The sequence below is a fragment of the Pseudomonas onubensis genome, from assembly GCF_965653655.1.
GTDB lineage: Bacteria > Pseudomonadota > Gammaproteobacteria > Pseudomonadales > Pseudomonadaceae > Aquipseudomonas.
This window is the reverse complement of the sequence record NZ_CBFHAZ010000023.1, coordinates 1-23,731: the sequence shown is the minus strand read 5'-3', so window position 1 is coordinate 23,731 and position 23,731 is coordinate 1. Positions and strand designations below refer to the sequence as shown.

The 23,731-nt window shown below is 60.3% G+C and carries 23 protein-coding genes; 12 read left to right on the top strand and 11 right to left on the bottom strand.

The genetic code is table 11. The annotated features are described in order from the left end of the window. Positions 1 to 31 precede the first annotated feature (31 nt). Positions 32 to 292: a YebG family protein gene (locus ACTD9P_RS10500; protein ID WP_200430903.1), complete on the bottom strand. Its 261-nt coding sequence runs from the start codon at positions 290 to 292 to the stop codon at positions 32 to 34. 426 nt (positions 293 to 718) lie between these two features. Here ACTD9P_RS10500 and ACTD9P_RS10495 point away from each other — a divergent pair, with 426 nt between their 5' ends. Further along, positions 719 to 964, top strand: a complete 246-nt coding sequence (locus ACTD9P_RS10495) for a DUF6124 family protein (RefSeq protein ID WP_438867659.1) — start codon at positions 719 to 721, stop codon at positions 962 to 964. A gap of 301 nt (positions 965 to 1,265) precedes the next feature. After that, positions 1,266 to 1,754 (top strand): phosphate-starvation-inducible protein PsiE, encoded by a 489-nt coding sequence (locus tag ACTD9P_RS10490; protein WP_065912637.1) that lies wholly within the window; start codon positions 1,266 to 1,268, stop codon positions 1,752 to 1,754. Here ACTD9P_RS10490 and ACTD9P_RS10485 read toward each other — a convergent pair. From ACTD9P_RS10485 to ACTD9P_RS10475, 3 genes are all read right to left on the bottom strand, one after another. Continuing rightward, positions 1,751 to 2,068: a DUF3509 domain-containing protein gene (locus tag ACTD9P_RS10485; RefSeq protein WP_099548463.1), complete on the bottom strand. Its 318-nt coding sequence runs from the start codon at positions 2,066 to 2,068 to the stop codon at positions 1,751 to 1,753. The two genes, ACTD9P_RS10490 and ACTD9P_RS10485, sit on opposite strands and share 4 nt — an antisense overlap. A 298-nt stretch (positions 2,069 to 2,366) precedes the next feature. Next, entirely contained in the window at positions 2,367 to 3,671 is a 1,305-nt protein-coding gene (locus ACTD9P_RS10480) for a serine/threonine transporter (protein WP_438867658.1), read from the bottom strand. A 62-nt stretch (positions 3,672 to 3,733) separates the two neighbouring features. Beyond that, the gene (locus ACTD9P_RS10475; protein ID WP_438867657.1) at positions 3,734 to 5,110 is read right to left on the bottom strand and encodes an L-serine ammonia-lyase; all 1,377 of its coding nucleotides are present in this window, start codon (positions 5,108 to 5,110) and stop codon (positions 3,734 to 3,736) included. 137 nt (positions 5,111 to 5,247) lie between these two features. Between ACTD9P_RS10475 and ACTD9P_RS10470 the strand changes: the two genes are divergently transcribed. Further along, a complete protein-coding gene (locus tag ACTD9P_RS10470) occupies positions 5,248 to 6,195 on the top strand; it encodes a LysR substrate-binding domain-containing protein (protein WP_169986958.1) in 948 nt (315 codons plus the stop codon). A 212-nt stretch (positions 6,196 to 6,407) separates the two neighbouring features. Further along, on the top strand, positions 6,408 to 6,818 hold the full coding sequence (locus ACTD9P_RS10465) for an HPF/RaiA family ribosome-associated protein (RefSeq protein ID WP_017135168.1): 411 nt from the start codon (positions 6,408 to 6,410) through the stop codon (positions 6,816 to 6,818). 59 nt (positions 6,819 to 6,877) lie between these two features. Here ACTD9P_RS10465 and ACTD9P_RS10460 read toward each other — a convergent pair whose 3' ends face one another. Further along, a complete protein-coding gene (locus ACTD9P_RS10460) occupies positions 6,878 to 8,389 on the bottom strand; it encodes an MFS transporter (protein WP_438867656.1) in 1,512 nt (503 codons plus the stop codon). A 107-nt stretch (positions 8,390 to 8,496) separates the two neighbouring features. Here ACTD9P_RS10460 and ACTD9P_RS10455 point away from each other — a divergent pair, with 107 nt between their 5' ends. Beyond that, positions 8,497 to 9,369 (top strand): LysR family transcriptional regulator, encoded by an 873-nt coding sequence (locus ACTD9P_RS10455; RefSeq protein WP_438867655.1) that lies wholly within the window; start codon positions 8,497 to 8,499, stop codon positions 9,367 to 9,369. Between the two features lie 596 nt (positions 9,370 to 9,965). Here ACTD9P_RS10455 and fecA read toward each other — a convergent pair. The 3 genes from fecA to ACTD9P_RS10440 all read right to left on the bottom strand — a co-directional run bounded on the left by fecA (position 9,966) and on the right by ACTD9P_RS10440 (position 13,822). After that, the gene (gene fecA / locus ACTD9P_RS10450; RefSeq protein ID WP_438867654.1) at positions 9,966 to 12,302 is read right to left on the bottom strand and encodes a TonB-dependent Fe(3+) dicitrate receptor FecA; all 2,337 of its coding nucleotides are present in this window, start codon (positions 12,300 to 12,302) and stop codon (positions 9,966 to 9,968) included. Between the two features lie 93 nt (positions 12,303 to 12,395). After that, a complete protein-coding gene (locus tag ACTD9P_RS10445; protein ID WP_438867652.1) occupies positions 12,396 to 13,337 on the bottom strand; it encodes a FecR domain-containing protein in 942 nt (313 codons plus the stop codon). Beyond that, positions 13,334 to 13,822 carry a sigma-70 family RNA polymerase sigma factor gene (locus tag ACTD9P_RS10440; RefSeq protein WP_438867697.1) on the bottom strand — a complete coding sequence of 163 codons (489 nt, stop codon included), beginning with the start codon at positions 13,820 to 13,822 and terminating at the stop codon, positions 13,334 to 13,336. Before ACTD9P_RS10440 ends, ACTD9P_RS10445 begins: the two co-directional genes overlap by 4 nt. Positions 13,823 to 13,993: 171 nt before the next feature. On the opposite strand from ACTD9P_RS10440, the gene ACTD9P_RS10435 reads away from it, so the two are divergent. The 6 genes from ACTD9P_RS10435 to ACTD9P_RS10410 all read left to right on the top strand — a co-directional run bounded on the left by ACTD9P_RS10435 (position 13,994) and on the right by ACTD9P_RS10410 (position 20,264). After that, the gene (locus tag ACTD9P_RS10435; protein WP_200430913.1) at positions 13,994 to 14,296 is read left to right on the top strand and encodes a DUF3649 domain-containing protein; all 303 of its coding nucleotides are present in this window, start codon (positions 13,994 to 13,996) and stop codon (positions 14,294 to 14,296) included. After that, on the top strand, positions 14,293 to 15,861 hold the full coding sequence (locus ACTD9P_RS10430) for a PepSY-associated TM helix domain-containing protein (protein ID WP_438867650.1): 1,569 nt from the start codon (positions 14,293 to 14,295) through the stop codon (positions 15,859 to 15,861). The genes ACTD9P_RS10435 and ACTD9P_RS10430 overlap by 4 nt, the downstream gene beginning before the upstream one ends. Next, entirely contained in the window at positions 15,862 to 16,188 is a 327-nt protein-coding gene (locus ACTD9P_RS10425) for a DUF3325 domain-containing protein (RefSeq protein WP_438867649.1), read from the top strand. Positions 16,189 to 16,195: 7 nt separating this feature from the next. Then, positions 16,196 to 16,774: an RNA polymerase sigma factor gene (locus ACTD9P_RS10420; protein ID WP_169986970.1), complete on the top strand. Its 579-nt coding sequence runs from the start codon at positions 16,196 to 16,198 to the stop codon at positions 16,772 to 16,774. Beyond that, the gene (locus ACTD9P_RS10415) at positions 16,771 to 17,748 is read left to right on the top strand and encodes a FecR family protein (protein WP_438867648.1); all 978 of its coding nucleotides are present in this window, start codon (positions 16,771 to 16,773) and stop codon (positions 17,746 to 17,748) included. The genes ACTD9P_RS10420 and ACTD9P_RS10415 overlap by 4 nt, the downstream gene beginning before the upstream one ends. A gap of 275 nt (positions 17,749 to 18,023) precedes the next feature. Next, positions 18,024 to 20,264 (top strand): TonB-dependent receptor, encoded by a 2,241-nt coding sequence (locus ACTD9P_RS10410; RefSeq protein ID WP_438867647.1) that lies wholly within the window; start codon positions 18,024 to 18,026, stop codon positions 20,262 to 20,264. Between the two features lie 136 nt (positions 20,265 to 20,400). On the opposite strand, the gene ACTD9P_RS10405 is transcribed toward ACTD9P_RS10410, so the two are convergent. Continuing rightward, a complete protein-coding gene (locus tag ACTD9P_RS10405; protein ID WP_438867645.1) occupies positions 20,401 to 20,751 on the bottom strand; it encodes a glutaredoxin family protein in 351 nt (116 codons plus the stop codon). Next, complete coding sequence (gene yejK, locus ACTD9P_RS10400; RefSeq protein WP_057701465.1) at positions 20,751 to 21,755, bottom strand: nucleoid-associated protein YejK; 1,005 nt, start codon at positions 21,753 to 21,755, stop codon at positions 20,751 to 20,753. The genes ACTD9P_RS10405 and yejK overlap by 1 nt, the downstream gene beginning before the upstream one ends. A 397-nt stretch (positions 21,756 to 22,152) precedes the next feature. On the opposite strand from yejK, the gene ACTD9P_RS10395 reads away from it, so the two are divergent. Beyond that, the gene (locus tag ACTD9P_RS10395; protein ID WP_003188840.1) at positions 22,153 to 22,434 is read left to right on the top strand and encodes an HU family DNA-binding protein; all 282 of its coding nucleotides are present in this window, start codon (positions 22,153 to 22,155) and stop codon (positions 22,432 to 22,434) included. 133 nt (positions 22,435 to 22,567) lie between these two features. Here the strand turns inward: ACTD9P_RS10395 and rlmF are convergent, their stop codons facing one another. Beyond that, positions 22,568 to 23,587, bottom strand: a complete 1,020-nt coding sequence (gene rlmF / locus ACTD9P_RS10390) for a 23S rRNA (adenine(1618)-N(6))-methyltransferase RlmF (protein ID WP_200430922.1) — start codon at positions 23,585 to 23,587, stop codon at positions 22,568 to 22,570. Positions 23,588 to 23,731: the final 144 nt, after the last annotated feature.

The window sequence follows — 23,731 nt, the reverse complement described above, 5'->3', positions numbered from 1 at the left end:
CAATGATTCAGGGCCTGTTCAATTCGGGCATTTACTCGTCTACCGAGTTCAGCAACTCGGACAACGCATCCGGCTGGCTCTTGAACGCCTTGGCAAAGACATCGCGATTTTTCGCCATGTAGATCCCGGCTTCCTCCACCTGCTGCTCGCTCAGGGACGGCACGGCTTTTTGCAACACTTCTGCCAGCAACTCAGCGAGTTCAAGCATCTTGTCATGACGATCAGCTTCGGCTTTATCCATGAACAAACGCTCCAGATCTCGGCTGCTGCGGTATACCACTTCGACGGCCATTCACCACCTCACATGCCTTCACGATAGTTGTCTTTTGCGACTACTGTATTTATATACAGGCAAAAGGGTAAGTCAAACCACGAGGTTTGGGTAGCAGTTTTTTAATGTAGTTGGGAATTGAGGGTTTGCTACAACGGAAATTTCTGACAACTTGCCGGGGTTGCGCTGGAATTGTCCGATGGCTTACCTTCCAACGGCGCTGCACATGCAGCGAGCGGGCTTGGCGGCCTGCTACGAAAGGTGCAACAACGCTCTAATGGGATTTCAAACGCTAACGTCGTTTGCATTCTTATGTTATGGCGGGTTGCACAGGGACCCTTCGGGGTGCCGGGTTCCTTTCGTACCGGTCCGCCAACCTTGTGCAATCCGTCACCCAACCTGCTTGGCGGCAGATGGTGATGGTTTCCCTACGAGAGGAGCTGTGCCATGAAAAAGATCACCCCTAACCCCCCGTCTACTGATTCGACGCTGTTCAGCGTTACTCCTGATTCTGATACAGAAACCTTGCTCGCCAATGCCAGCGAAACCCTAAGCAGCGCCCGTGAGATGGCCAATACGCTGGCATTCGACCTTGAAGGTCCGCAGCGAAGCTTGGTCTTGGCAATTCATCAACTCGTGGAAATGGGCGGTTTGTTGGTCGACCGAGCCCTGGAGCAAGTCGCACCCGCCTAAGGTCCTGCGCGTAACTGTGGCGAGCGAGCTTGCTCGCGTTGGGCTGCGAAGCAGCCCCAATTCAGGCGAAGGTATTCTTCCAGTTAAAACCCATTTGCAGGTTTTAGGGCCGCTACGCGCTGGAGCGCCAGCCCGGCCCAACGGGAGCAAGTGCCCTCGCCACACTCTGTGTTGTCCCCTTGTTCCTCATCTCACGCGACTACCATCTCAATTGCTATTGTCTGGCCTTTTTTCTGCATGCAGAACAACCGTCACGTCCACCCCGCATTATCCGGTCGAGCCGACCTAAGGAAGCATCATCGTGAAAATCAACTGGGCCGAAAAGCTGCGTCAGCAAGTCCATGGGCTGGCCGAGTCGCTGGGCAATCTGTTCGTCGAGACGTTCCACTACCTGGCGCTGTTCGCCATTGGTGCGGTGACCGCCTGGGCGGCGGTGATGGAGTTTCTGGGGATGCTGGAGAACGGGCACATCAAGATCGATGACATCTTGCTGCTGTTCATCTACCTGGAATTGGGCGCAATGGTCGGGATTTATTTCAAGACCAACCACATGCCCGTGCGCTTCCTGATCTACGTGGCGATCACCGCGCTGACGCGCCTGCTGATCTCCAACGTGTCGCACCACAACCCGCCGGACATCGGCATCATCTACCTGTGCGGCGGCATTCTGTTGCTGGCGTTTTCAATCCTGGTGGTGCGCTACGCCTCGTCGGCGTTCCCGTCGGTGAAGGTCGAAGGCCCGCGTCGCAAGGGCGAGGCGAGCCTGGAAACCGAGAAAGGCGAGCTTTAAAGCCCGACGCTGAAGGGCAGGGTGCGGGCGGGCGGTGGCTGCAAGAGTTTGTGGCTGTCGCCGTCCGTCATCACCGCCAAAATCTCCATGGCGCTGTGGCCCTGTTCGATGGCGATGCCGAATTGAATGCTCTGCACTAAGCGCTTGAGACGTTGCGGGTCGTTGCGTTGTTCGGCGCTGATCATGCGTTTGGCGACCACGCCCGTCTCATCCGAGAGGGTGAGCATGATGCTGCCATCGAGCCGTTGGATGCTCAGGTTGACGCGGTAGGTGGGCGTGAAGGTGTCAGTGATGATCTGAAAAGGATTGTCCATGGTGCGTTACCGCCTGATAAGAACATGCAGTCATTGACGACCGGTGTCTGGTTTAGTTCGCATTGCCTGACCACCGGCCACTCCGTCGCTGAGGTTTCACAAGGTCCGTTTGCCTCGTTAGCTGTACAGCAAGGGGCGTGCCGTATAGCTCCCTACCAGGCGCTGCAATACTCATGTGGGAGCGGGCTTGCTCGCGAAAGCGGTGTGTCAGCCAATAAATACTTAGCTGAAGGACCGCATTCGCGAGCAAGCCCGCTCCCACATTTGATGTGTGGTGTTCTTTAGATCGTGTTCGATTTCAGGGCAAAACCGAAAAAACGATCGCAGACAGCGCAATCAGCCCGATCACCACCACAAACACATTCGACACCTGGCCTGAATACTGGCGCAGAGAGGGCACACGGCGGATCGCGTACATCGGCATCAGGAACAGCAGGCATGCGATGATCGGCCCGCCCAGGGTTTCGATCATGCCGAGGATGCTCGGGTTGAAGGTCGCCACGGCCCAGCAGGTCAGCACCATGAACAGTGCGGTGCAGCGTTCCAGCCCCTTGGATGACATCGAACGGTTGCGCCCACGCAGGGATTTGACGATCAAACCCTGGAAGCCTTCGCTTGCGCCGATGTAGTGGCCGAGAAAGGACTTGGTGATGGCCACCAGCGCGATCAACGGCGCGGCGTAAGCAATCACCGGCGTCTGGAAGTGGTTGGCCAGGTACGACAGGATCGAAATGTTCTGTGCCTTGGCAGCCGCCAGGTCAGCCGGCGACAGGGCCAGCACGCAACTGAAGCAGAAGAACATCACCGTCAGCACCATCATGCCGTGGGCGGTGGCGAGGATGCCGCTGCTTTTGCGTTCGGCTTGTGGGCCGTAGACGCGCTTCTGGTCGACGGCAAAGGCGGAAATGATCGGCGAGTGGTTGAAAGAGAACACCATCACCGGGATCGCCAGCCACAGGGTCTTGAAGAACAGCGGCAATGGCATGCCTTCACTGGCGGAGGCGAAGAATGCGCCGTTCCAGTTGGGGACCAGGCTCACGGCCAGCAACAGCAAGGCGGCGACGAAGGGGTACACCAGCACGCTCATGGCTTTGACGATCACGCCCTGGCCGCAGCGCACAATGGCCATCAGGCCGAGGATCAGCACCAGCGACAGAATCGCCCGAGGCGGCGGGGCAATGTGCAGTTGGTGTTCCATCAAGCTGCTGAGGGTGTTGGTCAGCGCCACGCTGTACACCAGCAGGATCGGGAAAATCGCGAAAAAGTACAGCAGCGTGATCAGCTTGCCCGCGCCGACGCCGAAGTGTTCTTCGACCACTTCGGTGATATCACCGGATTTGCCCGACAGCACAAACCGCGTCAGTCCACGGTGAGCGAAGAAGGTCATCGGGAAGGCCAGCAAGGCCAGCACGATCAGTGGCCAGAAGCCGCCAACGCCGGCGTTGATCGGCAGGAACAAGGTGCCGGCGCCAATGGCGGTGCCGTAGAGGCCGAGCATCCAGGTGGTGTCGTGTTTGGTCCAGCCGGTGGTGGCGGTGTTTTCTAAAACGTTATCTACAGCAACAGCAGGGTTTTCAGCGGCAGGTGTACGTACATCAGTCATCGATATTGCCTCGTTATTATTTTTGCGCGGGCTCACGTAGGGGGCGGGTAGCAGTGCTCCGATCAGCACTCCACCCAGCTGACCGCCAGGCCGCCCCGTGAAGTTTCTTTGTATTTGTCATGCATGTCGGCGCCGGTATCGCGCATGGTGCGGATCACCCGGTCGAGGGAAATAAAGTGTTTGCCGTCACCGCGCAGGGCCATTTGCGTGGCGTTGATGGCCTTGACCGCCGCGATGGCGTTGCGCTCGATGCAGGGCACTTGCACCAGGCCGCCGACCGGGTCGCAGGTCAGGCCGAGGTTGTGTTCAAGGCCGATTTCAGCGGCGTTTTCCAATTGCTCGGGCGTGGCACCGAGGATATCGGCCAAGCCCGCAGCGGCCATGGCGCAGGCCGAGCCGACTTCGCCCTGGCAGCCGACTTCGGCGCCGGAGATCGAAGCGTTCTTCTTGCAGAGAATGCCCACGGCAGCGGCAGCCAGGAAGAAATTGACCACATCGTCATCGCACGCTTGCGGGTTGAACTTCATGTAGTAGTGCAGCACGGCCGGAATGATCCCCGCCGCCCCGTTGGTCGGCGCGGTGACCATGCGCCCGCCGGCGGCGTTTTCTTCGTTGACGGCAAGGGCGAACAGGTTGACCCATTCCATCGCCGACAAGGTGGAGGTGATCACGTTGGGTTTGCCGATTTCCAGCAGGCTGCGATGCAATTTCGCCGCACGGCGTGGCACGTCGAGGCCGCCTGGCAAGATGCCTTCATCGCGCAAGCCTTGCTCCACGCACTCGCGCATCACCGACCAGATATGCAGCAGGCCGCTGCGGATTTCTTCGTCGCAGCGCCAAGCGCGTTCATTGGCCATCATCAGCTCGGAAACCCGCAGTCCGTGCTTGTTGCACAAGGCCAGCAGTTCGACGGCGCTGGAAAAGTCGTAGGGCAATTCAACGTCGCTGGTAGGCGCGATGCCCGAGGCGGCTTCGGCCGCTTCGATGATGAAACCGCCGCCTACCGAGTAATAGGTTTGTTCGCTCAGCAGGCCGTTTTCGCCATAGGCGTGCAGGGACATGGCGTTGGGGTGGTAGGGCAGGCTTTCGTCGAGCAGCAGCAGGTCGGTGTGCCAGTTGAAGGCAATATCCTGCGCGCCTGCGAGCAGCAATCGGCCGGATTCGCGCAATTGCTGAATACGCGCATTGATCGAGGTGGGGTCGACCTTGTCTGGCCATTCGCCCATCAGCCCCATCACGGTAGCGCGGTCGGTGGCGTGGCCCACGCCCGTGGCGGACAGCGAGCCGTACAGGCGCACTTCGATACGTCGCGTATCGGCCAGTAATTGTTGGTCGGTCAAGGCTTGGGCGAAGGTCGCCGCTGCGCGCATCGGGCCGACGGTATGGGAGCTGGATGGGCCGATGCCCACTTTGAATAGATCGAAAACACTGATAGCCATGCTAAAGCCTTACAAGCAATGGAGTAAAAATCGCTGCCATGTTTTGTAGAACAGGCGGAATTGGCGCGATACTGAGCCTCTGGATCGGCACTGACCAACGAATTATCCTAAGACACCCTTTAGCAGGACTAAACGCTATGACTCGCCCCCTTCATGGCCAGACGTATGTCTGGTTGCACGTGTTTTCCTGCGCCGCACGGCATTTGTCGTTCACCCGCTGCGCCGAAGAACTGCACATCACGCCGGGGGCGGTGAGCCAGCAAATCCGCCAGTTGGAAGAGCGCTTGGGTTTTCGGCTGTTTCATCGGCGCGCCCGTGGCGTGGAGCTGAGTGCCGAAGGGCAAAGGCTGGCGGCGACCGTCGGCGAGGCCTACGGCAGCATCGATGCGGAATTGCAGCGGCTGGACGCGGGGATGATCAGCGGCACTTTGCGCCTGCGCTCGATCCCGTCGTTTCTCGGCAAGTGGCTGACCCCGCGTTTGCCGCGTTTGCAGCAGCGCTTCCCGGATATCCAACTGCGCATGGTCGCCGAAGACAGCAGCATCGCCCTGCACGAGGGCGACTTCGACCTGGCCATCGACTTGAACGACGGCAGCTACCCCGGCCTGTTATCCACAGCCCTGCTCGATGAACAGATCTTTCCGGTGTGCGCGCCGAGCCTGCTGCGCGGAAGGCCACCGCTGCATGGCCCTGCGGACCTGGTGCATTTCCCGCTGTTGCACGACATCACCGCCTGGCGTGGGAGTTATGAATACGCCGAGTGGGAGTTTTACCTGAATGCCATCGGCTACCACGACGCCGACGTGCGACGCGGCCACACCTTCAACCGCAACCACCTGACCATCGAGGCCGCCATCGCGGGTATGGGCGTAGCGATTGCACGGCGTACCTTGCTTAACGATGAACTTGAACGCGGCACCTTGATCGTGCCTTTCGGCCTGGCCGTGCCCAACCATAAACGTTATGTGCTGCTGTATGCGCCGGGCGCGTTGAGCCATCCGGGCGTGCGTGCGGTGCATGACTGGCTGGTAGAGGAAGCAGGGGTTTTTCGCGGATTGCACCCGTTGGGAGAGGGGCAATTATGAGGTTCGCTGGGCGTAAGAAGATGTAACTAACTCCCCACCCTAACAGCGTTTTTGCTCCTCGTCAGGGTTAATTTGTAATGTGGGATTTATCTTTGCAAAGGGGTTGAATTGTTCTGCGCAGTGCTCAATTGTGTAATCAAGAGGTCATGGTTTCACCGCCCCGGTGTCGCAGTTGTGACCTCTCGCGAGCTAGCTGAAATAAGGGAAGAACTATGCAAATCCAAGTCAATAGCGATAACCATATTGAAAGCAGCATCCGACTGGAGGAGTGGGTACGAACTACCATTGAGAGCACGCTCGAACGTTATGAAGAAGACCTGACCCGCGTTGAGGTCTACCTGAAGGATGAAAACGGCGATAAGCCCGGGCCCCACGATCTGAGTTGCCGTCTGGAAGCACGGCCAAAGGGCCATCAACCACTGTCGGTACTGCACAAGGCCGATACGCTGGAACAGGCGATCGATGGCGCCGCCACCAAGCTTGAGCATGCGCTGGAACATCTGTACGGCAAACTGCGCGGCAAACCACGCGCCGCAGGGCAGAGCTTGCCGGATACCAAGGCTGATGAGGCCGAGTTGGAAGAGGAATTTCTGGAAAACGAACAGGCTGCGCTTAACAGCTGATAGCTGAGTGTTTTTTCAACCCCAATAAAACGGGCCTGCATACGCAGGCCCGTTTTCGTTTACCGCCGCTGCTGGAAGAAGTACCGGCTCAAGATCGCCAGCCCACACGCGCCAACACCCGCAAACAACATGGCCCAGCCGGCACCGTGGCGCAGCGCGGCCTGGGCATCTGCAGGCGCCAGCACCAGCGCGTCCAGCTTGCCGGCTGCAATGTTTTGGCTGATAGCGGGCCAGTCCACGGCCGTTGTAGCAGGTAGCAGGCTGGAAAGGTGATGGCCGATGCCCAGCAGCAGCACCAGCCCCATCAACGCGATATTGAGCGCCAGCGTGATCAACCGTGCGCTGAGGTCGATACCCGAGGCCATGCCCGCCCGGTCAGCCGACACGGCGCCGGTGGTGGTGTTGGTGGTCGGTGAGTTGGTCAGCGCCAGTCCCACGCCCGCTAACACACAACTGAACAGTACCCAGACGATACTCGGCTGCTGCGCGCCATTGACCGCCGCCATGCTGATAAACCCTGCACCCATCAAACTCAGGCCCAGCGGGATAATACGTTCGGCGCCGTAGCGCAGGGCCAGGCGTTCCGCCAGCGGCGGCACCAGCAAGGTCGGCAGCGTATAGGCCAGCAAGGCCGCGCCGGTGGTCAGCGTGTCGTAACCCAGGCCAGCCTGGAAGTAGAGCGGCAGGTAGATCATGAAGGGCCAGAAACTGAAGTTCATGCCAATCGACCCCATCAGCGCGCCGTTGAAGCGCTGGACGCGGAACACCGAGAAATCGAACATCGGGTGCGCGCTGCGTCGCTCAACAAAGATGAACAGCAGCAACCCCACCAGCGACAAAGCGGCCCAGCCAAGCATCGCCGGGGTGCCGAAGCCGTTTTCGCTGCCCTGAGTAATGAAGTACACCAAGGCGAACACCGTCAGCGTCAAGGTCAGCATGCCGGCGATATCCAGCCGATGGCCCGCCGGGTCTCGGGATTCCTGCACGCTGATGCGCAGCAGCACCAAGGTCAGCAGTGTGAGCGGCACATGCACCAGGAACACCCAGCGCCAGTCCGCGACTGCCAGAATCAACGCGCCGACCATCGGCCCGAAGCCCAAGCCCACGCCTGCGATCACGCCCCATATCGCGAAGGCTCGCGCGCGCGCCGCCGGTTCGCGGAACTGGTGCGACAAAATGGCGAACTGGCAGATCATCATCGCCCCGGCGCCTATGCCCTGAACGAAGCGCGCCGCGATCAAGGTGGAGGCATCATTGGCCAGCCCGCAGGCCAGCGAAGCCAATCCAAACAACCACAGGCACAACACCAGCATGCGCCGTCGTCCAAAGCGGTCAGCCAGGGTGCCGGCGGCCATCAAGACGCTGGTGCAGGCCAGGGTGTAGGCGTTCATGATCCACTGCGCATCCTGAAAACCCGTGCCCAGCTGTTGTTCCAGGGTTGGCAGAATGACCGGCACGCTGGAGATTTCCAGGCCGAACATCAGTGCCACAAGGCACACGGCGGTGAGCGCGAGGCCATCTCTGGCGGTGCGCGGGGCACTGACGGCCGATACGGCGGCGGCGGGCGGCATGGGATAGTCCCTTTTGTTTAGGTGAGAGCGCTATTCTCACGGGAACAGAATTCTTTATTCGTGATAAGTTTTCCTTTGATAAGGGATAACAAGGCGACAATAAGCTCATGGCCACTGCGCGTTTTGATGGCGTTGAACTGTTTCTGCAAATTGTCGAGAGCGGCAACCTGACCGAGGCCGCCGAACGGCTGAACCTCACGCGCTCCGCCGTGGGCAAAGGCCTGGCGCGCCTGGAAGCCCGCTTGGGCGCTTGCCTGTTGCAGCGCTCCACTCGACGGCAGCGTCTGACTGAAGACGGGCAGGCGTATTACGAACATTGCGTGCGCGCGCTGGCAGAACTTGAAGCTGCCGAATCGGTGCTGGAAAGCGGCCGACAGCAGCCACGCGGGCGTTTAAGGGCGAGCTTGCCATTGGCTTTCGGCCATCATTATGCGGCGCCAGCGTTGTGGGGGTTGATGGACCGTTACCCGGCGTTGGAGATCGAGATTTCGTTTTCTGACCGGCTGATCGATCTCGCACAGGAAGGCTTCGACGTGGCCGTGCGCATTGGTCCGCTGCCGGACACTGACCGCCTGAGTGCGCGTCGCCTGGGCGAACAGTCTGTTGGGCTGGCAGCTTCGCCGGCCTATTTGCAGCGGGTCGGGCCTATCGAATCTATCGATGACCTAGCCGCCCACCGAGGCATTGCCTACCGTTGCAATACCTCGCAGCGCCCCGGTGTGCCTTCGCTGTTGATGCTCGACGACCTCCAGGCCGTGGCCGATGCCGCGATTGCGGGCGTGGGCCTGGCCTGGTTGCCGAGCTGGTTGATTGCGCACTACGTGCTACGCGGGCAACTGGAAGCGGTACTGCCAAGCCACCGCGACCAGCCTGCGCCGATCCACGTGATCTGGCCGACGGCGGCACACATGCCAGCCAAGACGCGCTGCGCCATCGACGCCATGGTGGCCGGCACCCCGAGTTGCCTGGCAGGCAGTTAGACGCCGCCAACGCAGGCCTCACCAACAAAGCCGCTCTCACATTTGAGCTTTGTCGCTGGGAGAATCTGCGTTCGACGCGATGGCCGCGCTAACCGAAACCTCAGCAACAAAGCCGATCTATTGTGGGAGCTGTCGAGCTTTAGCGAGGCTGCGAAAGCGGTGGGTCAGGCAACTTATATTTCGCCTGTGCCGCCGCCTTCGCAGCTTCGCTGGGGCTCGAGAGCTCCCACATTTGAGCTTTGTCGCTGGGAGAATCTGCGTTCGACGCGATGGCCGCGCTCACCGAAACCTCAGCAACAGCGCCGATCTATTGTGGGAGCTGTCGAGCTTTAGCGAGGCTGCGAAAGCGGTGGGTCAGGCAACTTATATTTCGCCTGTGCCGCCGCCTTCGCAGCCTCGCTGGGGCTCGACAGCTCCCACATTGGATCTTTGTCGCTGGCGGGATTTGTGTATGACGCGATGGCCCTACGAACTGAGATCTAACCAACACAGCCGATCCCCTGTGGGAGCTGTCGAGCTTTAGCGAGGCTGCGAAAGCGGTGGGTCAGGCAGCTTATATCTCGCCTGTGCCGCCGCCTTCGCAGCCTCGGCGGTACCTAAAACGCGATGGAGGTCTGCACGTACACCGTGCGTGGCTCGCCTACATATTTGCCCTTGTTGTTGTCGTCGAACGAGCGCGTGAAGTACTGCTTGTTGAAGATGTTTTTCACACCGACCGCCACATTCAAGTCTTGCAGTTGCGGGCCGAAGTCATACGCCGCACGGCTGCTGAACAGCATGTAGCCGGGGATACGTCCGTTGGCGCCGTCGGCGGTTTCGGCCTGGGTGTTGGCGTTGTCGGCGAACTGGCTGCTCTGGTAGCTGCTGTCGACATTGAGCTTCCAGCGGCCTTCGGTGTAACCCACGCCCAGCGTGCCTTTGTGCTTGGACGAGAAGGGCACGCGGTTGCCTTTGTTCGGGCCGTCTTCGCGGATAGTTGCGTCCACATAGGCGTAGGTGGCGTACACGTCAAAGCCCGCGAGCGCCGGGCTCAAGCCGTCGAGGGCGTAGTTGATGCTCGACTCGATGCCCTGGTGGCGTGTCTCGCCACGGGCGATCACTGTATCGTTGGTCTGGTTGCTGTCGTACTGGTTGTCGAAGTTGATCAGGAACACGCCGATTTCCGCACGCAGGCTGCCGTTGTCGTAGCGCGTGCCGAGTTCCCAGGTGCGGGCTTTTTCCGGTTTCACTTCGCCGCTGCTCACGCGGTTAGGCATCTGGCTGTATTGCACGCTGCCGAACGAGCCTTCGGTGTTGGCGTAGAGGTTCCAGTCTTCGGTGAGGTGATAGAGCACGTTCAACGCCGGCAGCGCGGTGTTGTAGTCGCCCTTGTATTTGACGTTGCTCAGGTTGTTGGTCTGCTGGGACTCGATCATCTCGTAGCGCACGCCCGGGGTGATGGTCCACTTGCCGATATCAATGCGGTCATCGATGAAGAACGCATTGGCTTCAGTGGCGCCACGCGTGTCGCGGTCGTTGCGGCTGTTGGTATTGGGCAGTTGCTGGTTGGCGCTGATCGGCGTGCGGTAGCGCATCTCATGGCCGGCTTCGCTGATGTAGCGGTAGCCAACGCCCACTTCATGGCTGGTAGGGCCAAGATCGAAGCCTTGAGCGAAGCGTGTTTCCAGGCCGCGCACCCAGTATTCGCGCGGGGACAACGACAGGAAACTGCCCTGGTCCAGGTAACCATTACGCAAAGTGGTGGTGAAGAAAGTGTTGGCGGTGAATTCGCGGCGGTCTTCCTGGTAGCGGTAACCGGCGTTGAACATCGTGCGGCGGCCCCAGAATTTGTCGTACGGGCGGGTGGACTGGTACGGATCTGCCTTGTAGTCCTTGACGTTCAAGCCGCCGGGCATATCGGCCTGGCCTTCGTAGTACTGCGCCATGGCGTTGAAGCTGTTGGCGTCGTCCAGCTGGTATTTGCCCTTGAGGATCAGGTCGTCGATGCGCGTGTTGCTGTTTTCGCGCCAGTCGCCGCCACGGGTGCCGGAGTACAGGATTGCGCCACCCAGGCCGTTGTCGGCAGTGCCGCCAGCCAGCAGGTTGCCGGTGGTCTTGAAACCGTCATGGCTGGAGGACGGACTGGTCTCGGTCTGCAAGCCGCCTTTGACGGTTGGCGCATCGGGGATTGCGCGGGTCACGAAGTTGACGATGCCGCCCACGTTCTGCGGGCCGTAGCGCACGGCACCGCCGCCGCGAACCACGTCGACTGCGTCCATGTTGCCCATGCTGATCGGCGCGAAGGACAGCTGCGGCTGGCCATAGGGCGCGAACGGTACCGGGATGCCGTCCATCAACACGGTGGAACGCGAGGCCAGGCGTGGGTTGAGGCCACGAATACCAAAGTTCAGCGCCATGTCGTGGCTGCCGGTGCCGTTGTTTTCCGGGGCATTGACGCCGGGGATGCGGTTGAGCACATCGCGGGCCTGGGTGGCGCCTTGGCGTTCGAATTCTTCGCGGCGGATCACGTCACGGGCGCCGGGGTGCTCGAACACATTGGTTTGCGCCGCATCGCCAAGCCAATCGCCGACCACGCTGGAGGTTTGCAGCTCCACGGTCGCAGGCGCGCTGGCCGGTTGCAGGCTGTAGGCCTTGTCGCCCTCGGCGCGGGCTTGCAAGCCGGTGCCTTCGAGCAGTTTTTGCAGGCCTTCGTCGGCGCTGTAATTGCCCGACAAACCACGGCTCTGCATGCCAGCCGTAACTTGCGAACCGAAGGAAATCAGCACGCCAGCTTCGCGACCAAATTGATTCAGCGCCGCTTCCAGCGAGGCCGGAGCGATTTGATACGGCTTGGCCTCGGCTGCCATCACCTGAGGCAGTACGGTGAAACTGAGGCTGGCGCCAAGTAACAGTTGGCGCAAGGTGCGGGCGAGAAGGGTCGGCTGCTGGGGCATGACGTGCGGTCCTGAGAAGGAAGGATCAAGGTGGCTTTCCTTCTCTGTCACGCGAGGTGTGGAAAACGGCTCACTGTTATTGAAAATAATTTTTCAGGCGCGGGCCTGAACGGTTACCCAGTAACGGGTAAAACGCCGCACTTTGACCGGCAGGCTGACTTCCAGCAGGTCGAGAATGCGCTCGCTGTCATCCAATGGATAACTGCCGGACAACAGCAGGTTGGCCACTTGCGGGTCACAGTTGAGCTGGCCCCGGCGATAACGGCCAAGCTCTGCGAGGAAATCTTCCAGGCGCATATGCGCCGCCATCAGCATTCCGTCGGCCCAGGCGCCGTTGTTGGCGTCGGTCGGGCGCGGCGTGTCCCAGCCTTTGCGGGTGAAATTGACTTGGCGCGCGGCTTCGACCGTCAGCGGCAGGCCGCTGTAGCTGTTAGGCATCACCTCGACATGGCCGTCGAACACCGCCAGTTGGGTATGGTCGTTGAACTGGCGCACGTTCAAACGGGCGGCCTGGCTGCTGAGCAAACCCTGGCCGGTGAGTACGCGCAGCGGCGTATCGCCTGCGCGTGCCGTCAGCAATATCTCGCCTTCAAGCACGCGGATCAGGCGCTGCTGCCGATCAAAATGCACATCCACTGCACTGCCGGTATTGAGCTGCAACTGGCTGCCATCGGCCAGCTGCACCTTGCGCCGTTGGCCGACGGGGCTACGGTAGTCGGCGCTCAAGGGCGGCAAAATATGCTGCTGGCGCAGGCCCCAGGCAGCGGCCGAACCCGCACCGAGGATCAGCAACAGCTTCAGCGCCTGGCGGCGGCGGCTCGATTGCGGCGCGTTCAGCGCCGCGTGAGCCAGAGGCGAGGGCATGCCGCGCAGGCGCTGGTTGACGCGTTGGATATGGTCCCACGCGCGCTGATGTTCACTGTGGGCATTCAGCCAGTGCTGCCACGCCGCTTGCTGGCGCGGGTTAAGCGCGCCTTGTTGCATTTCCATCAGCCAGTGCACAGCTTGTTCGGCAACCTGGGTAGAAAAGTTCATAGGGCGAAGTAGCAGCGCATCGCTGCTTTATTCAGGTGGCGCTTGACCGTGGCGATGGAGATGCCCAGTTCGGCGCCGATTTGTGCGTAGGTCAGGCCGTCGAGCTGGGCCAGCAGAAAGGCACGCTTGACCTGCACGGGCAGGCCGTCGAGCAGTTGGTCCAGCTCCACCAGCGTTTGCAGGATGATGGCGCGGTCTTCTTCCGATGGCACCACGTGTTCGGGCATCTGCGCGAGAGCATCGAGGTAAGCGCGCTCCAGGTCCTGGCGGCGGTAGAAGTTGAACAGCACGCGCTTGGCTATGGTGGTGAGGAAGGCGCGCGGTTCGATCAGCGTGGGCGTTTCGCGGGCGGTGAGCACGCGGACAAAGGTGTCTTGCGCCAGGTCCGCCGCGCTTTGCGGGCAGCCGAGCCTGCGTCGCAACCAGCCGGTAAGCCAGAGGTGATGGTCGTGGTACAGGACTTCGACGGTGTTGGACGGCTGCAACGCGTTCACTCCGAAAGTATCAACGTACTTTAGAGAACAAGAATTGTTCGCATTGTAAGGGGCGTGATACGCATTCGGCAATCCATGCGGGCAGGTGATTCATCCGTTCTCTTTTGCTTATGAGAATATTTATCATTAATATTGCGCGCTGATGAATCTGGCGTCTCCTGCATGAAAAGCAAACCCTCACTGCCCGTCACTTACCGCCTCGCCGTTACCTCGCGCGCGCTGGCTGCCGTGGTCGGCGGCTATCTGATGGCGTCCCTGGCCGCCGTGTGCATGGCGCTGTGGATGCCCACCTCGCGCGCCGACGCGGTAATCACCGGGATGATGAGTTCGTTTGTGTTCTATCTGCTGGCCGTTATCTGGTGCTTCGCCTGCCGCACAGCCTCACGCGCCTGGTTTGGCGTGATGCTGCCCAGCGCGTTATTTGCCACTCTGGCGGGCGTGGGTTTTTGGATGGCACGCACATGAAAGAGGGCTTCCGCCAGGCGATGGCCTGGTTGCACACCTGGGCCGGCCTGGTCTTCGGCTGGCTGCTGTTTGCGATATTCCTGACCGGCACCCTGGCCTATTTCAAGGACGAAATTACCCACTGGATGCAGCCCGAAGTGCAGGCGTATCCGTTGGATGAAGCGCGTAGCCTTGCCGCTGCGCAAACCTATCTGCAGCAACAGGCGCCCAACGCCGCACGCTGGTTTATCACCCTGCCCAACAGCCGTGACCCTGGCCTGTCGGTGATGTGGCAAGACAAGATCGACCCCGGCAAACGCGGCAACTTCATCCAGAAAGTCCTTGATCCTGTCAGCGCTCAACCGGTCCAGGCCCGCGAAAGCATGGGCGGTGATTTCTTCTACCGCTTCCACTTCCAGCTGCAAATGCCTTACCCGTGGGGCCGCTGGCTGTCGACCATCGCCGCGATGGTGATGTTCGTTGCGCTGATCACCGGGATCATCACCCACAAGAAAATCTTCAAGGACTTCTTCACCTTCCGCCCACGCAAGGGCCAGCGTTCGTGGCTCGACGGGCATAACGCAGTGGGCGTGCTGGTGCTGCCGTTTCACTTGATGATCACCTACAGCAGCCTGGTGATCTTCATGAACATGGTGATGCCGGCGCCGATCCTTGCCTCGTATGGCAACGACAGCCGTGCGTTCTTCAATGAAGTGTTCCCCAATACCAACAATGCGCCGGCACTCGGCCAGCCGGGCAGGTTGCTGCCGTTATGGCCGATGTACGAGCAGGCGCGCACGCAGTGGGCCGGTGGGCATGTGGGCCGTTTGGTGGTCAACAACCCTGGCGATGTGAATGCGTCGGTGAATGTGGTTCGGGCTGGCTCCGACCGTGTGGTGCATGATTTTGGAAGCAGCGTGTCATTCAACGGCACCACCGGCGAGTTGCTGCGGGTCAGTGGCGAGCAATCGCTGCCGGCGGCGATTGGCGGCAGTTTCTATGGCCTGCACATGGGCCATTTCGCTGGCCCGGTGCTGCGTTGGCTGTACTTTATCTGCGGCCTGGCGGGCACGGCGATGATCGGCACCGGCCTGGTGATCTGGCTGGGCAAGCGCCAGCTCAAGCACGCAAAAACCGGGGTGATGCCGTTTGAACTGCGGCTGGTGGAAGTGCTCAACATCGCCAGCATGTCTGGCTTGATGATCGCCATCGCGGCGTTTTTCTGGGCCAACCGCCTGTTGCCGGTCAGCTTCGCCGAGCGTTCCGATGGGGAAATACAAACCTTCTTTATCGCCTGGGGCCTGAGCCTGCTGCACGCCGTATTGCGCCGTGGTCGTCAGGCTTGGGTCGAGCAACTGAGCTTCGCTGCGCTGCTGTTTGTGGCGATCCCTCTGCTCAACGCACTGACCACCTCGCAGCACTTGGGTACGTCATTGGCCAAGGGTGACTGGGCCATGGCCGGCTTCGACCTGACCTGCCTGGCCAGTGGCCTGTTCCTCACCTGGGCGGCGTGGAAGATGCAGCACCGCACGCAACCCAAGGCCGAACGCGTGCGGGCAATGGCGCTCAAGCAGGAGGCGCACTGAATGCTGCTCGCCCTGTTGATGTGCTACGCCGGGTTTACCGCGTTGTGCCTGGCCACCGACCGCCATCACGGCGAGTTGCTGCACAGCAAGCCGTCGCCAGCGCGGCGCGCAAGCCTGCGCATGGCCGGTTGGTTGTTGCTGAGCGTGTCGATCTGGCCCGCTGTCGCCGCTTCAGGTTGGGCCCAAGGGTTGGTGGAATGGTGCGCGGTGTTGATGCTCAGCGCGCTGTTGCTGGTGTTGCTGTTGCCGTATCGGCCAAGGCTGGCCTTGATCCTGGCGAGCGTAGGCCTGCTGGCCAGCCCTGTTGCGGCCTTCGCCTTATGCTGAGCCTGTGATGATGATCAGCACGCCACCCGAATCCCAGGACCGCCCGCACACCGATGCGGCCGGTGGGCGTGCGCATTTTTTGCAGGTGTTTTTGTCCCAGCGTTCGCAAATGGAAGCCCTGGTCAGCCGCCGTGTGGGCTGCCGTGCCACGGCGGCTGATTTGGTACAGGATTTATTCCTGCGCTTCTGGCGCCGCCCGTTGGTGCAGGTCGAAGAACTCAGCACTTACTTGCTGCGCTGTGCCGGCAACATTGCCATCGACCATTTGCGCAGCGAAGGCGCCCGCGTGCGCAGCAACGAAGGCTGGTTGCCGGAACAACAGGGCAACCAGGGCTGCGAACCACAGGCAGCGCTCGAAGCGGGCAATGACCTGCGCCATGTCGAAGCTGCCTTGCGCAGTCTGCCGGAGCGCACCCGGCAGATTTTCCTGCTTAACCGCATCCATGGCCGCAAGTACGCAGAAATCGCCAAGGCCATGGGATTGTCCCAAAGCGCCGTGGAAAAACATATGATGCGTGCCCTCGAAGCCTGCAAGGCCAGCCTTCGCGAACCATTGCCCCCACGCACGCCAGGGAAAGCACCGTGAACGTAACCCCCACGCCCGCCCAGGAACAGGCCGCACTCGACTGGCTGAGCCTGTTGCACGACCAGCCCAGCAGTGGCGACCAGGCCACTTTCAGTCGCTGGTTGCGGGCCGATCCTGCCCACGTCGAGGCCTATTCCCAGGCCCAGGTGCTGTGGGAGCTGAGCGAAGTACCGGCGCGCGCACTGGCGGGCGAAGATGCCCAGGCCCTGCAGGGCTACCTCAACGCGATGAACACCTCGAAACGTTCGCGCACCCTGCGCTGGTCCGGCGCCTTGGCCATGGCCGCGTGCCTGCTGGTGATGGTGTCGATGGGCGCCGGGTGGCAACCGTCGCGTTGGGTGGATGACTTCGGCGCCGATTACGTGACCGCGCCGGGTGAGGTCAAGACCGTGACCCTGGCCGACCAGTCCCAAGTAACCCTGGATGCCGACAGCGCCATTGCCGTGGATTTCAGCCACGGTGAGCGGCATATCCAGCTGCGTCGCGGTGCCGGATTTTTCAGCGTGACCCACACCGGCCAGTCCTTTGTGGTCGAGGCCGGCAGTGGCGAAGCGCGGGTGTTGGGCACACAGTTCGAAGTGCGCCTGCAACCGGCCGGCGCGCAGGTGACGGTGTTGTCCGGCCGGGTTGGCGTGACACCGTCCAGGCAAGGCCAGCAGCAGGTGCTGACGGCAGGCCAACAGGTGGCTTACGCCGACGGTGTGGCCGAAGCGATGCACGCGGTCGACAGCGAATCACGCCTGGCTTGGCGTGACGGTTGGCTCAATTACTACAAGGCGCCGTTGGCGGATGTGGTCAAGGACCTGGGCCGTTACTATCCAGGGCGCATTCTGTTGCTGAACGACGAGATGGGCGCCAAGCGTGTCAGCGGCAGCTTTTCGAGCAGGGACCCAGTGGCGATTTTGAATGCCCTGCAGGCGGTGCTGGGGTTTGAACAGCATACGGTTTTAGGCCGCATGATTGTGTTGCGCTAGACACGAACGGTTTGCTGGCCACCTTCTTTTACAACTATTTTCCCCGCGATCACTTCCTGCCGGCAGTTATAGGCCAGGTATCACGCTGCCTGTAGATCCTTCACTTAACCTTCATCCTAATTGCCCAAACCTGTCACCAAACCGTTACACGCGCCAAGGATCATCCTCGGATTCCTGAGCAGGTGGTCAGGAAGACTGGCGTCGCCGTTCACCCGGTTCTGACAGCCAATACCTCCCTCCATAACAACAGATAGATGCACGTAAGGGATCTACTTGTGAAGATCAACACTCTCTCTGCCCTGCTTTTTGCATCGGGCCTAGGTAGCTTTGCGCCATTGGTTTTGGCGGACACCACGCAGGACGTCGGTTCGGTGGACATCGCCGGCAAACAGACCCTGGGTAACGGCCACATGATCCGCGAAGAAAGTGCCAAAGCGCGCTCGACGGTGACCAAGGAAGCCATGGACCAGATGTCGTCGACCGCCAACGCCATCGACAAGCTCAAATACACACCGGGCATCAACGTTTCCAGTGATGACGCCAGTGGCACCAGCGGCACCAACTTCACCATGCGCGGCATGAACTCCGACCAGATCGGGGTTTCCGTCGACGGCGTGCCGATCAACGATTCGGGCAACTACAGCGTCTACTCCAACCAATTGGGCGACCCGGAAAACCTCGCGGAAGTGTTTGCCACCCAAGGCTCTTCGGAAGCAGACGGCCCGCACATCGGTTCCAGTGGCGGCAACATCGGCATGATCACGATTCGGCCGACCAAAGAGGCCGGTTTGTTTGCCAAGCAGATCGTCGGCGCCAACGACTTGCGCAAGACGTTCGTGCGGGTCAATACCGGTGATTTCGGCGGCCTCAAGACTTGGGTCTCGGCGTCGCACCTGGAAGGCGACAAGTGGCGTGGCAAAGGCACCCTGCGCAGCGACAAGGTCGAGTGGAGCAGCCTGTTCGAAGACGGCAGCGGCAACTCCACACTGGCCACGATCAAGTACAACAACCAGGAAAACTACAACTACAACTCCTTGAGCAAGTCGCAGTTCGACACCGACGGGCGGCGCAAGGATTACTCGGAAACCCCGGTGTACAAATCCGGTTTGCTGTCGTCTTCCTACAAGCTCAATCGCAACCCCTTCGAAAGCGTCAACGCCACGCTCACCCAGCGCTGGCAGCTGCAGGACAACCTGGCGCTGACGGTCACGCCTTATTACTACTGGGCCAACGGTGGCAGCTTCAGCGGCCAGACCGCATCGAACCTGGGGCCGAAGTCCGACAAGGCCGGCAACTACGACCTGAGCAACCTCAAATCGCTCAACTACTACCGCCCTTCGTGGACCGAAACCTGGCGCCCGGGCGTTACCGCCAAAATGAAATGGGACATCAACGAAGAACACAGTCTGGACTACGGCTACTGGTATGAACGCGCACGTCAGCGCCAGACCCAGCCGTTTATCGGCATCAACGGCGAAGGCGCACCCGATGATGTGTGGGGCGACTATAACGGCGGCGGGCAGGTGGTCGACAAGAACGGCGCGACGGTACAAGGCCGTCATTACTACACCATCACACCGTCGCAAAAGCTCTGGGTGCAGGATAGCTGGCAAGCCACGCCCGACCTGAGTTTTGTCGGCGGCGTGGCCTACCAGTACGTCGAGCGCGACGGCAACAACCTGGGCAGCCTGTACGACAAACCGGAAAAACGTAACACCCGTTACCACCAGTTCCTGCCGAACTTCAGCGCCAAGTACCAGGTCGACGAGAGCAACCAGGCGTTCTACAACGTCACCCGCAACATGCGCACGCCGCCGAACTACGTGCTGTACAACAAGGGCGATTCGGTAAGCCTCAAGCCCGAGTTGAGCTGGAACCAGGAACTGGGCTGGCGCTTCACCGAAGACGATATTGCGCTGAGCGCGACGCTGTTCTACATCAGCTTCAAGGACCGTCAGTTGTCGACCACCGACCTCAACGGTGACTACGCGGTGATCAACGTCGGCAAAGTCGACAACAAAGGCCTGGAGCTGGAATGGAGCGGCTTGTTGCCGCATCACCTCAACTACTACGCGTCCTACACCTACACCCAGTCTGAACAGAAAGACAATCTGCTCAGCAAGAACGTGTTGTTGCCCACCGCCGGCAAGCAATTGGCCAACGTGCCGGAAAATATGTTCAACCTGGTGTTTGGCTACGACGACTCGCGTTTCTACGGCAACGTGGCGGGCAAATACGTCGGCAGTTTCTACGGCGATTTGACCAACGACGAAAAAATCTCCGGGCGCACGGTGGTGGACCTGAATGCCGGTATCTACTTGCCGGTGGACAAGAAGGTGATCAAGTCTGCGACCTTGCGGCTGTCGATGCTTAACGTGTTCGACAAGGAATACCTGAGCTCGGCGCGTACCGTGTCGTTCAACTCGGCGCCGGTAAACGGCCTGGCGCCAAGTACGGCGTATTACAACGTGGGTGAGGAGCGTACGGCGATGGTGTCGCTGGAAGCTAACTTCTAAAGACGCTGCAGAACTGAATGTGGGAGCGGGCTTGCTCGCGAAAGCGGAGTGTCAGTCGACCAATATATTGACTGATTCACCGCCTTCGCGAGCAAGCCCGCTCCCACATTTGAACTGCTGCGTATGAAAGATCGGGTTATTTCAAGGCAGCCATGATCGCGTCCGGGTTGTAATCGCGAATGAGCGTGCCATTGACCTCCACAAACGGAATCCCGCCGCCGCCCAACGCCTCATACGCCTTGCGCGCCTGGGCGTCCTTCTCGATATCGAACGTCTGGTACGGCACACCTTTCTGGTCCAGAAAGCGCCGGATCTGCTTGCAGTAACCACACCACTCGGTGGAATAGAGCACCACGCGCGCCGAGGCGCGTACCTGCTCCGAAACCACCTGCGAGGGGTTGAACAGCCGCTCGATCTTGCCCCAGTTCTGGATGACTACCACCGCCAGCAACACCAGCAGGACCTTCTTGAGTACCCCGCCAAGCATCAATTACGGCGCTTGAGCTGGTCGGTCAGTTGGGTCGGCAGGCCCTTGATGATCAATGTGCCGGCGGCTTCGTCGTATTCAATCTTGTCGCCCAACAGGTGCGCCTCAAAGCTGATGGACAAGCCCTCGGCGCGGCCGGTGAAGCGGCGGAACTGGTTGAGGGTGCGTTTATCGGCCGGGATTTCCGGCGACAGGCCGTAATCCTTGTTGCGGATATGGTCGTAGAACGCTTTTGGCCGATCTTCATCGATCAAGCCCGAGAGTTCTTCAAGGCCCATCGGCTCACCGAGCTTGGCCTGGCTGCTGGCGTAGTCCACCAGGGTTTTGGTTTTTTCGCGGGCGGATTCGTCCGGCAGGTCTTCGCTCTCAACAAAGTCGCTGAAGGCCTTGAGCAGGGTGCGGGTCTCGCCCGGACCGTCGACGCCTTCCTGGCAGCCGATAAAGTCGCGGAAGTACTCCGAGACCTTCTTGCCGTTCTTGCCCTTGATAAACGAAATGTACTGCTTGGACTGCTTGTTGTTCTGCCACTCGGAGACGTTGATGCGCGCCGCGAGGTGCAGTTGGCCCAGGTCCAGGTGGCGCGATGGGGTCACGTCCAGCTCATCGGTCACCGCCACGCCTTCGCTGTGGTGCAGCAGGGCGATGGCCAGATAGTCGGTCATGCCTTGTTGATAGTGGGCAAACAGCACGTGGCCGCCGGTGGAGAGGTTGGACTCCTCCATCAACTTTTGCAGGTGCTCGACCGCGGTGCGGCTAAAGGCGGTGAAATCCTGGCCACCGTCGAAATACTCCTTCAACCAGCCGCTGAACGGGTGCGCGCCGGACTCGGCATGGAAGAAACCCCAGGCCTTGCCTTGTTTGGCGTTGTAGCTCTCGTTGAGGTCGGCCAGCATGTTCTCGATGGCGGCCGATTCCGATAACTCAGAATCGCGGGCATGCAGAACTGCAGGTGTGCCGTCGGGTTTTTTGTCGATCAGGTGAACAATGCAATGACGGATCGGCATAGGCTTCTCGGCTGGTTGAAGGGGAGCGGTGGGCCTCCCCAAAAAGTCGCCCAGTGTACCGCACCCATTGGCCAAGACGCGCCTGCAAGGCGGTTTTGGACGACCTCCGACGGCCCATATGCCTTTTTTTCACGGTTTAGAGCGATAAAGCTGACCAAATGGGTATGTTGAGGCGGATATTTCCCCGCCTCTGTGCTAGTTTTGCCCCGTCTTACGCCAAGTCTCGGCGTTAAGCGTGCATTCAGCATCTGTCAGGTCGAACCAATCCCCGTTTCAAGCATCTATAACCCCGATCTCCGTGGTTGTAGGCCTGGGGTGCCAGGCCATGACGGTCGGGCTCGACGGCTGACACTGCACTCTGCAATCCATATGAATTTGATAGGGAAGGAACACCACAATGGCTATTACTAAAGACCAACTGATCGCTGACCTGGCTGAAGCAGTAGACGCACCGAAAACTACCGTGCGCGCTCTGCTGGACCAACTGAGCCAGGTTGTTGCTGATCAGCTGGAAAACGGCGGCGAAATCACTCTGCCAGGCGTTGGCAAACTGAAAGTGACCGAGCGTCCAGCCCGTACTGGCCGTAACCCTTCGACTGGCGCTGCCATCGAAATCGCTGCCAAGAAAGTTATCAAGCTGGTTGTGGCCAAAGGCCTGACCGACGCTGTTAACAAGTAAGACGCAGCAAAAAAAACCGTGCCTCGGAGCGATCCGGGCACGGTTTTTTGTTGCCCGCTATTTACTGTGGTAGCTGGCTTCTGTGGCGAGGGAGCAAGCTCCCTCGCCACAGAAGCTCCCTCACCACAATTATTCAGTCGCGAACCCAGCGCTGGCGCCAGATCTGCTGCTCGTTCTTGGTCTGGAAGGTCCAGGCCACAAAACGGCTTTGCTTCTGGCCCTGGGACATCTCCACCACCTGGCTTTCCAGCACGCCGGCTTTTTTCAGGGCTGTCTCGATCGCGGGCAAGTTCGACGCTTTTGACACCAGCGTGCTGAACCACAGCACCTTGTGGGCAAAATGCGCGCTCTCGGCGATCAGTTGCGTCACAAAGCGTGCTTCGCCGCCTTCACACCACAGCTCCGCCGATTGACCGCCGAAGTTCAGCACCGGCAGCTTGCGCTTGGGATCGGCCTTGCCCAGGGCGCGCCATTTGCGCTCGCTGCCCTTGGTGGCTTCGTCCATGGACGCGTGGAAGGGCGGGTTGCACATCGTCAGGTCAAAGCGCTCGCCTGGCTCCAGCAAGCCCAGCAGGATCTGCTTGGGGTTGGGCTGTTGGCGCAGCTGGATGACCTTGCTCAGGTCATTGGACTGCACGATGGCCTTGGCGGCGGCGACCGCGATAGGGTCGACCTCGGAGCCGAGGAAATTCCAGCGGTACTCCATATAGCCGATCAGTGGGTAGACGCAGTTGGCGCCCATGCCGATGTCCAGCACCTTGACGATGGAGCCGCGCGGAATCTTGCCGTCGTTGACGCTGGCCAGCAGGTCGGCGAGGAAGTGCACATAGTCGGCACGCCCCGGCACCGGCGGGCAGAGGTAATCCTGCGGGATATCCCAATGCTGGATGCCATAGAACGATTTGAGCAGTGCCCGGTTGAACACCCGCACCGCGTCCGGGCTGGCGAAGTCGATACTCTCTTTGCCATAAGGGTTGAGGATCACGAATTTCGCCAGTTCCGGCGTGGTCTTGATCAGCGCCGGAAAGTCGTAACGGCCTGTGTGGCGGTTGCGCGGGTGCAAGGTAGCCTCTTTGCGCGGCGCGACGGGCTTGGCCGGGGCTGCGGTTTTAGGCTTCTTGCGCGGAGGTTTGGGTGTGCTGGGGGCGGTCATTGGCTGCGTCGATTCTGGGTTTGTTTCAAAAGTGGCGGGTATTGTCACACATTCCGAAGTTGACCTCGGTTTAAATGTGGGAGCGGGCTTGCTCGCGAATGCGGTGTGTCAGTCACTGAACGTGCTTCTGACACACCGCATTCG

Bases quoted from the DNA above. Each gene is read 5' to 3' on its own strand.
- ACTD9P_RS10445 (WP_438867652.1), bottom strand. From the start codon at position 13,337: ATGAACTTTTCTACCCAGGTTGCCGAACAAGCTGTGCACTGGCTGATG.
- ACTD9P_RS10430 (WP_438867650.1), top strand. From the start codon at position 14,293: ATGAAAGAGGGCTTCCGCCAGGCGATGGCCTGGTTGCACACCTGGGCC.
- ACTD9P_RS10425 (WP_438867649.1), top strand. From the start codon at position 15,862: ATGCTGCTCGCCCTGTTGATGTGCTACGCCGGGTTTACCGCGTTGTGC.
- ACTD9P_RS10485 (WP_099548463.1), bottom strand. From the start codon at position 2,068: ATGGACAATCCTTTTCAGATCATCACTGACACCTTCACGCCCACCTAC.
- ACTD9P_RS10395 (WP_003188840.1), top strand. From the start codon at position 22,153: ATGGCTATTACTAAAGACCAACTGATCGCTGACCTGGCTGAAGCAGTA.
- yejK (WP_057701465.1), bottom strand. From the start codon at position 21,755: ATGCCGATCCGTCATTGCATTGTTCACCTGATCGACAAAAAACCCGAC.
- ACTD9P_RS10420 (WP_169986970.1), top strand. From the start codon at position 16,196: ATGATGATCAGCACGCCACCCGAATCCCAGGACCGCCCGCACACCGAT.
- ACTD9P_RS10465 (WP_017135168.1), top strand. From the start codon at position 6,408: ATGCAAATCCAAGTCAATAGCGATAACCATATTGAAAGCAGCATCCGA.
- ACTD9P_RS10500 (WP_200430903.1), bottom strand. From the start codon at position 292: ATGGCCGTCGAAGTGGTATACCGCAGCAGCCGAGATCTGGAGCGTTTG.
- ACTD9P_RS10435 (WP_200430913.1), top strand. From the start codon at position 13,994: ATGAAAAGCAAACCCTCACTGCCCGTCACTTACCGCCTCGCCGTTACC.
- ACTD9P_RS10405 (WP_438867645.1), bottom strand. From the start codon at position 20,751: ATGCTTGGCGGGGTACTCAAGAAGGTCCTGCTGGTGTTGCTGGCGGTG.
- ACTD9P_RS10470 (WP_169986958.1), top strand. From the start codon at position 5,248: ATGACTCGCCCCCTTCATGGCCAGACGTATGTCTGGTTGCACGTGTTT.
- ACTD9P_RS10460 (WP_438867656.1), bottom strand. From the start codon at position 8,389: ATGCCGCCCGCCGCCGCCGTATCGGCCGTCAGTGCCCCGCGCACCGCC.
- ACTD9P_RS10475 (WP_438867657.1), bottom strand. From the start codon at position 5,110: ATGGCTATCAGTGTTTTCGATCTATTCAAAGTGGGCATCGGCCCATCC.
- ACTD9P_RS10455 (WP_438867655.1), top strand. From the start codon at position 8,497: ATGGCCACTGCGCGTTTTGATGGCGTTGAACTGTTTCTGCAAATTGTC.
- fecA (WP_438867654.1), bottom strand. From the start codon at position 12,302: ATGCCCCAGCAGCCGACCCTTCTCGCCCGCACCTTGCGCCAACTGTTA.
- ACTD9P_RS10480 (WP_438867658.1), bottom strand. From the start codon at position 3,671: ATGACTGATGTACGTACACCTGCCGCTGAAAACCCTGCTGTTGCTGTA.
- rlmF (WP_200430922.1), bottom strand. From the start codon at position 23,587: ATGACCGCCCCCAGCACACCCAAACCTCCGCGCAAGAAGCCTAAAACC.
- ACTD9P_RS10495 (WP_438867659.1), top strand. From the start codon at position 719: ATGAAAAAGATCACCCCTAACCCCCCGTCTACTGATTCGACGCTGTTC.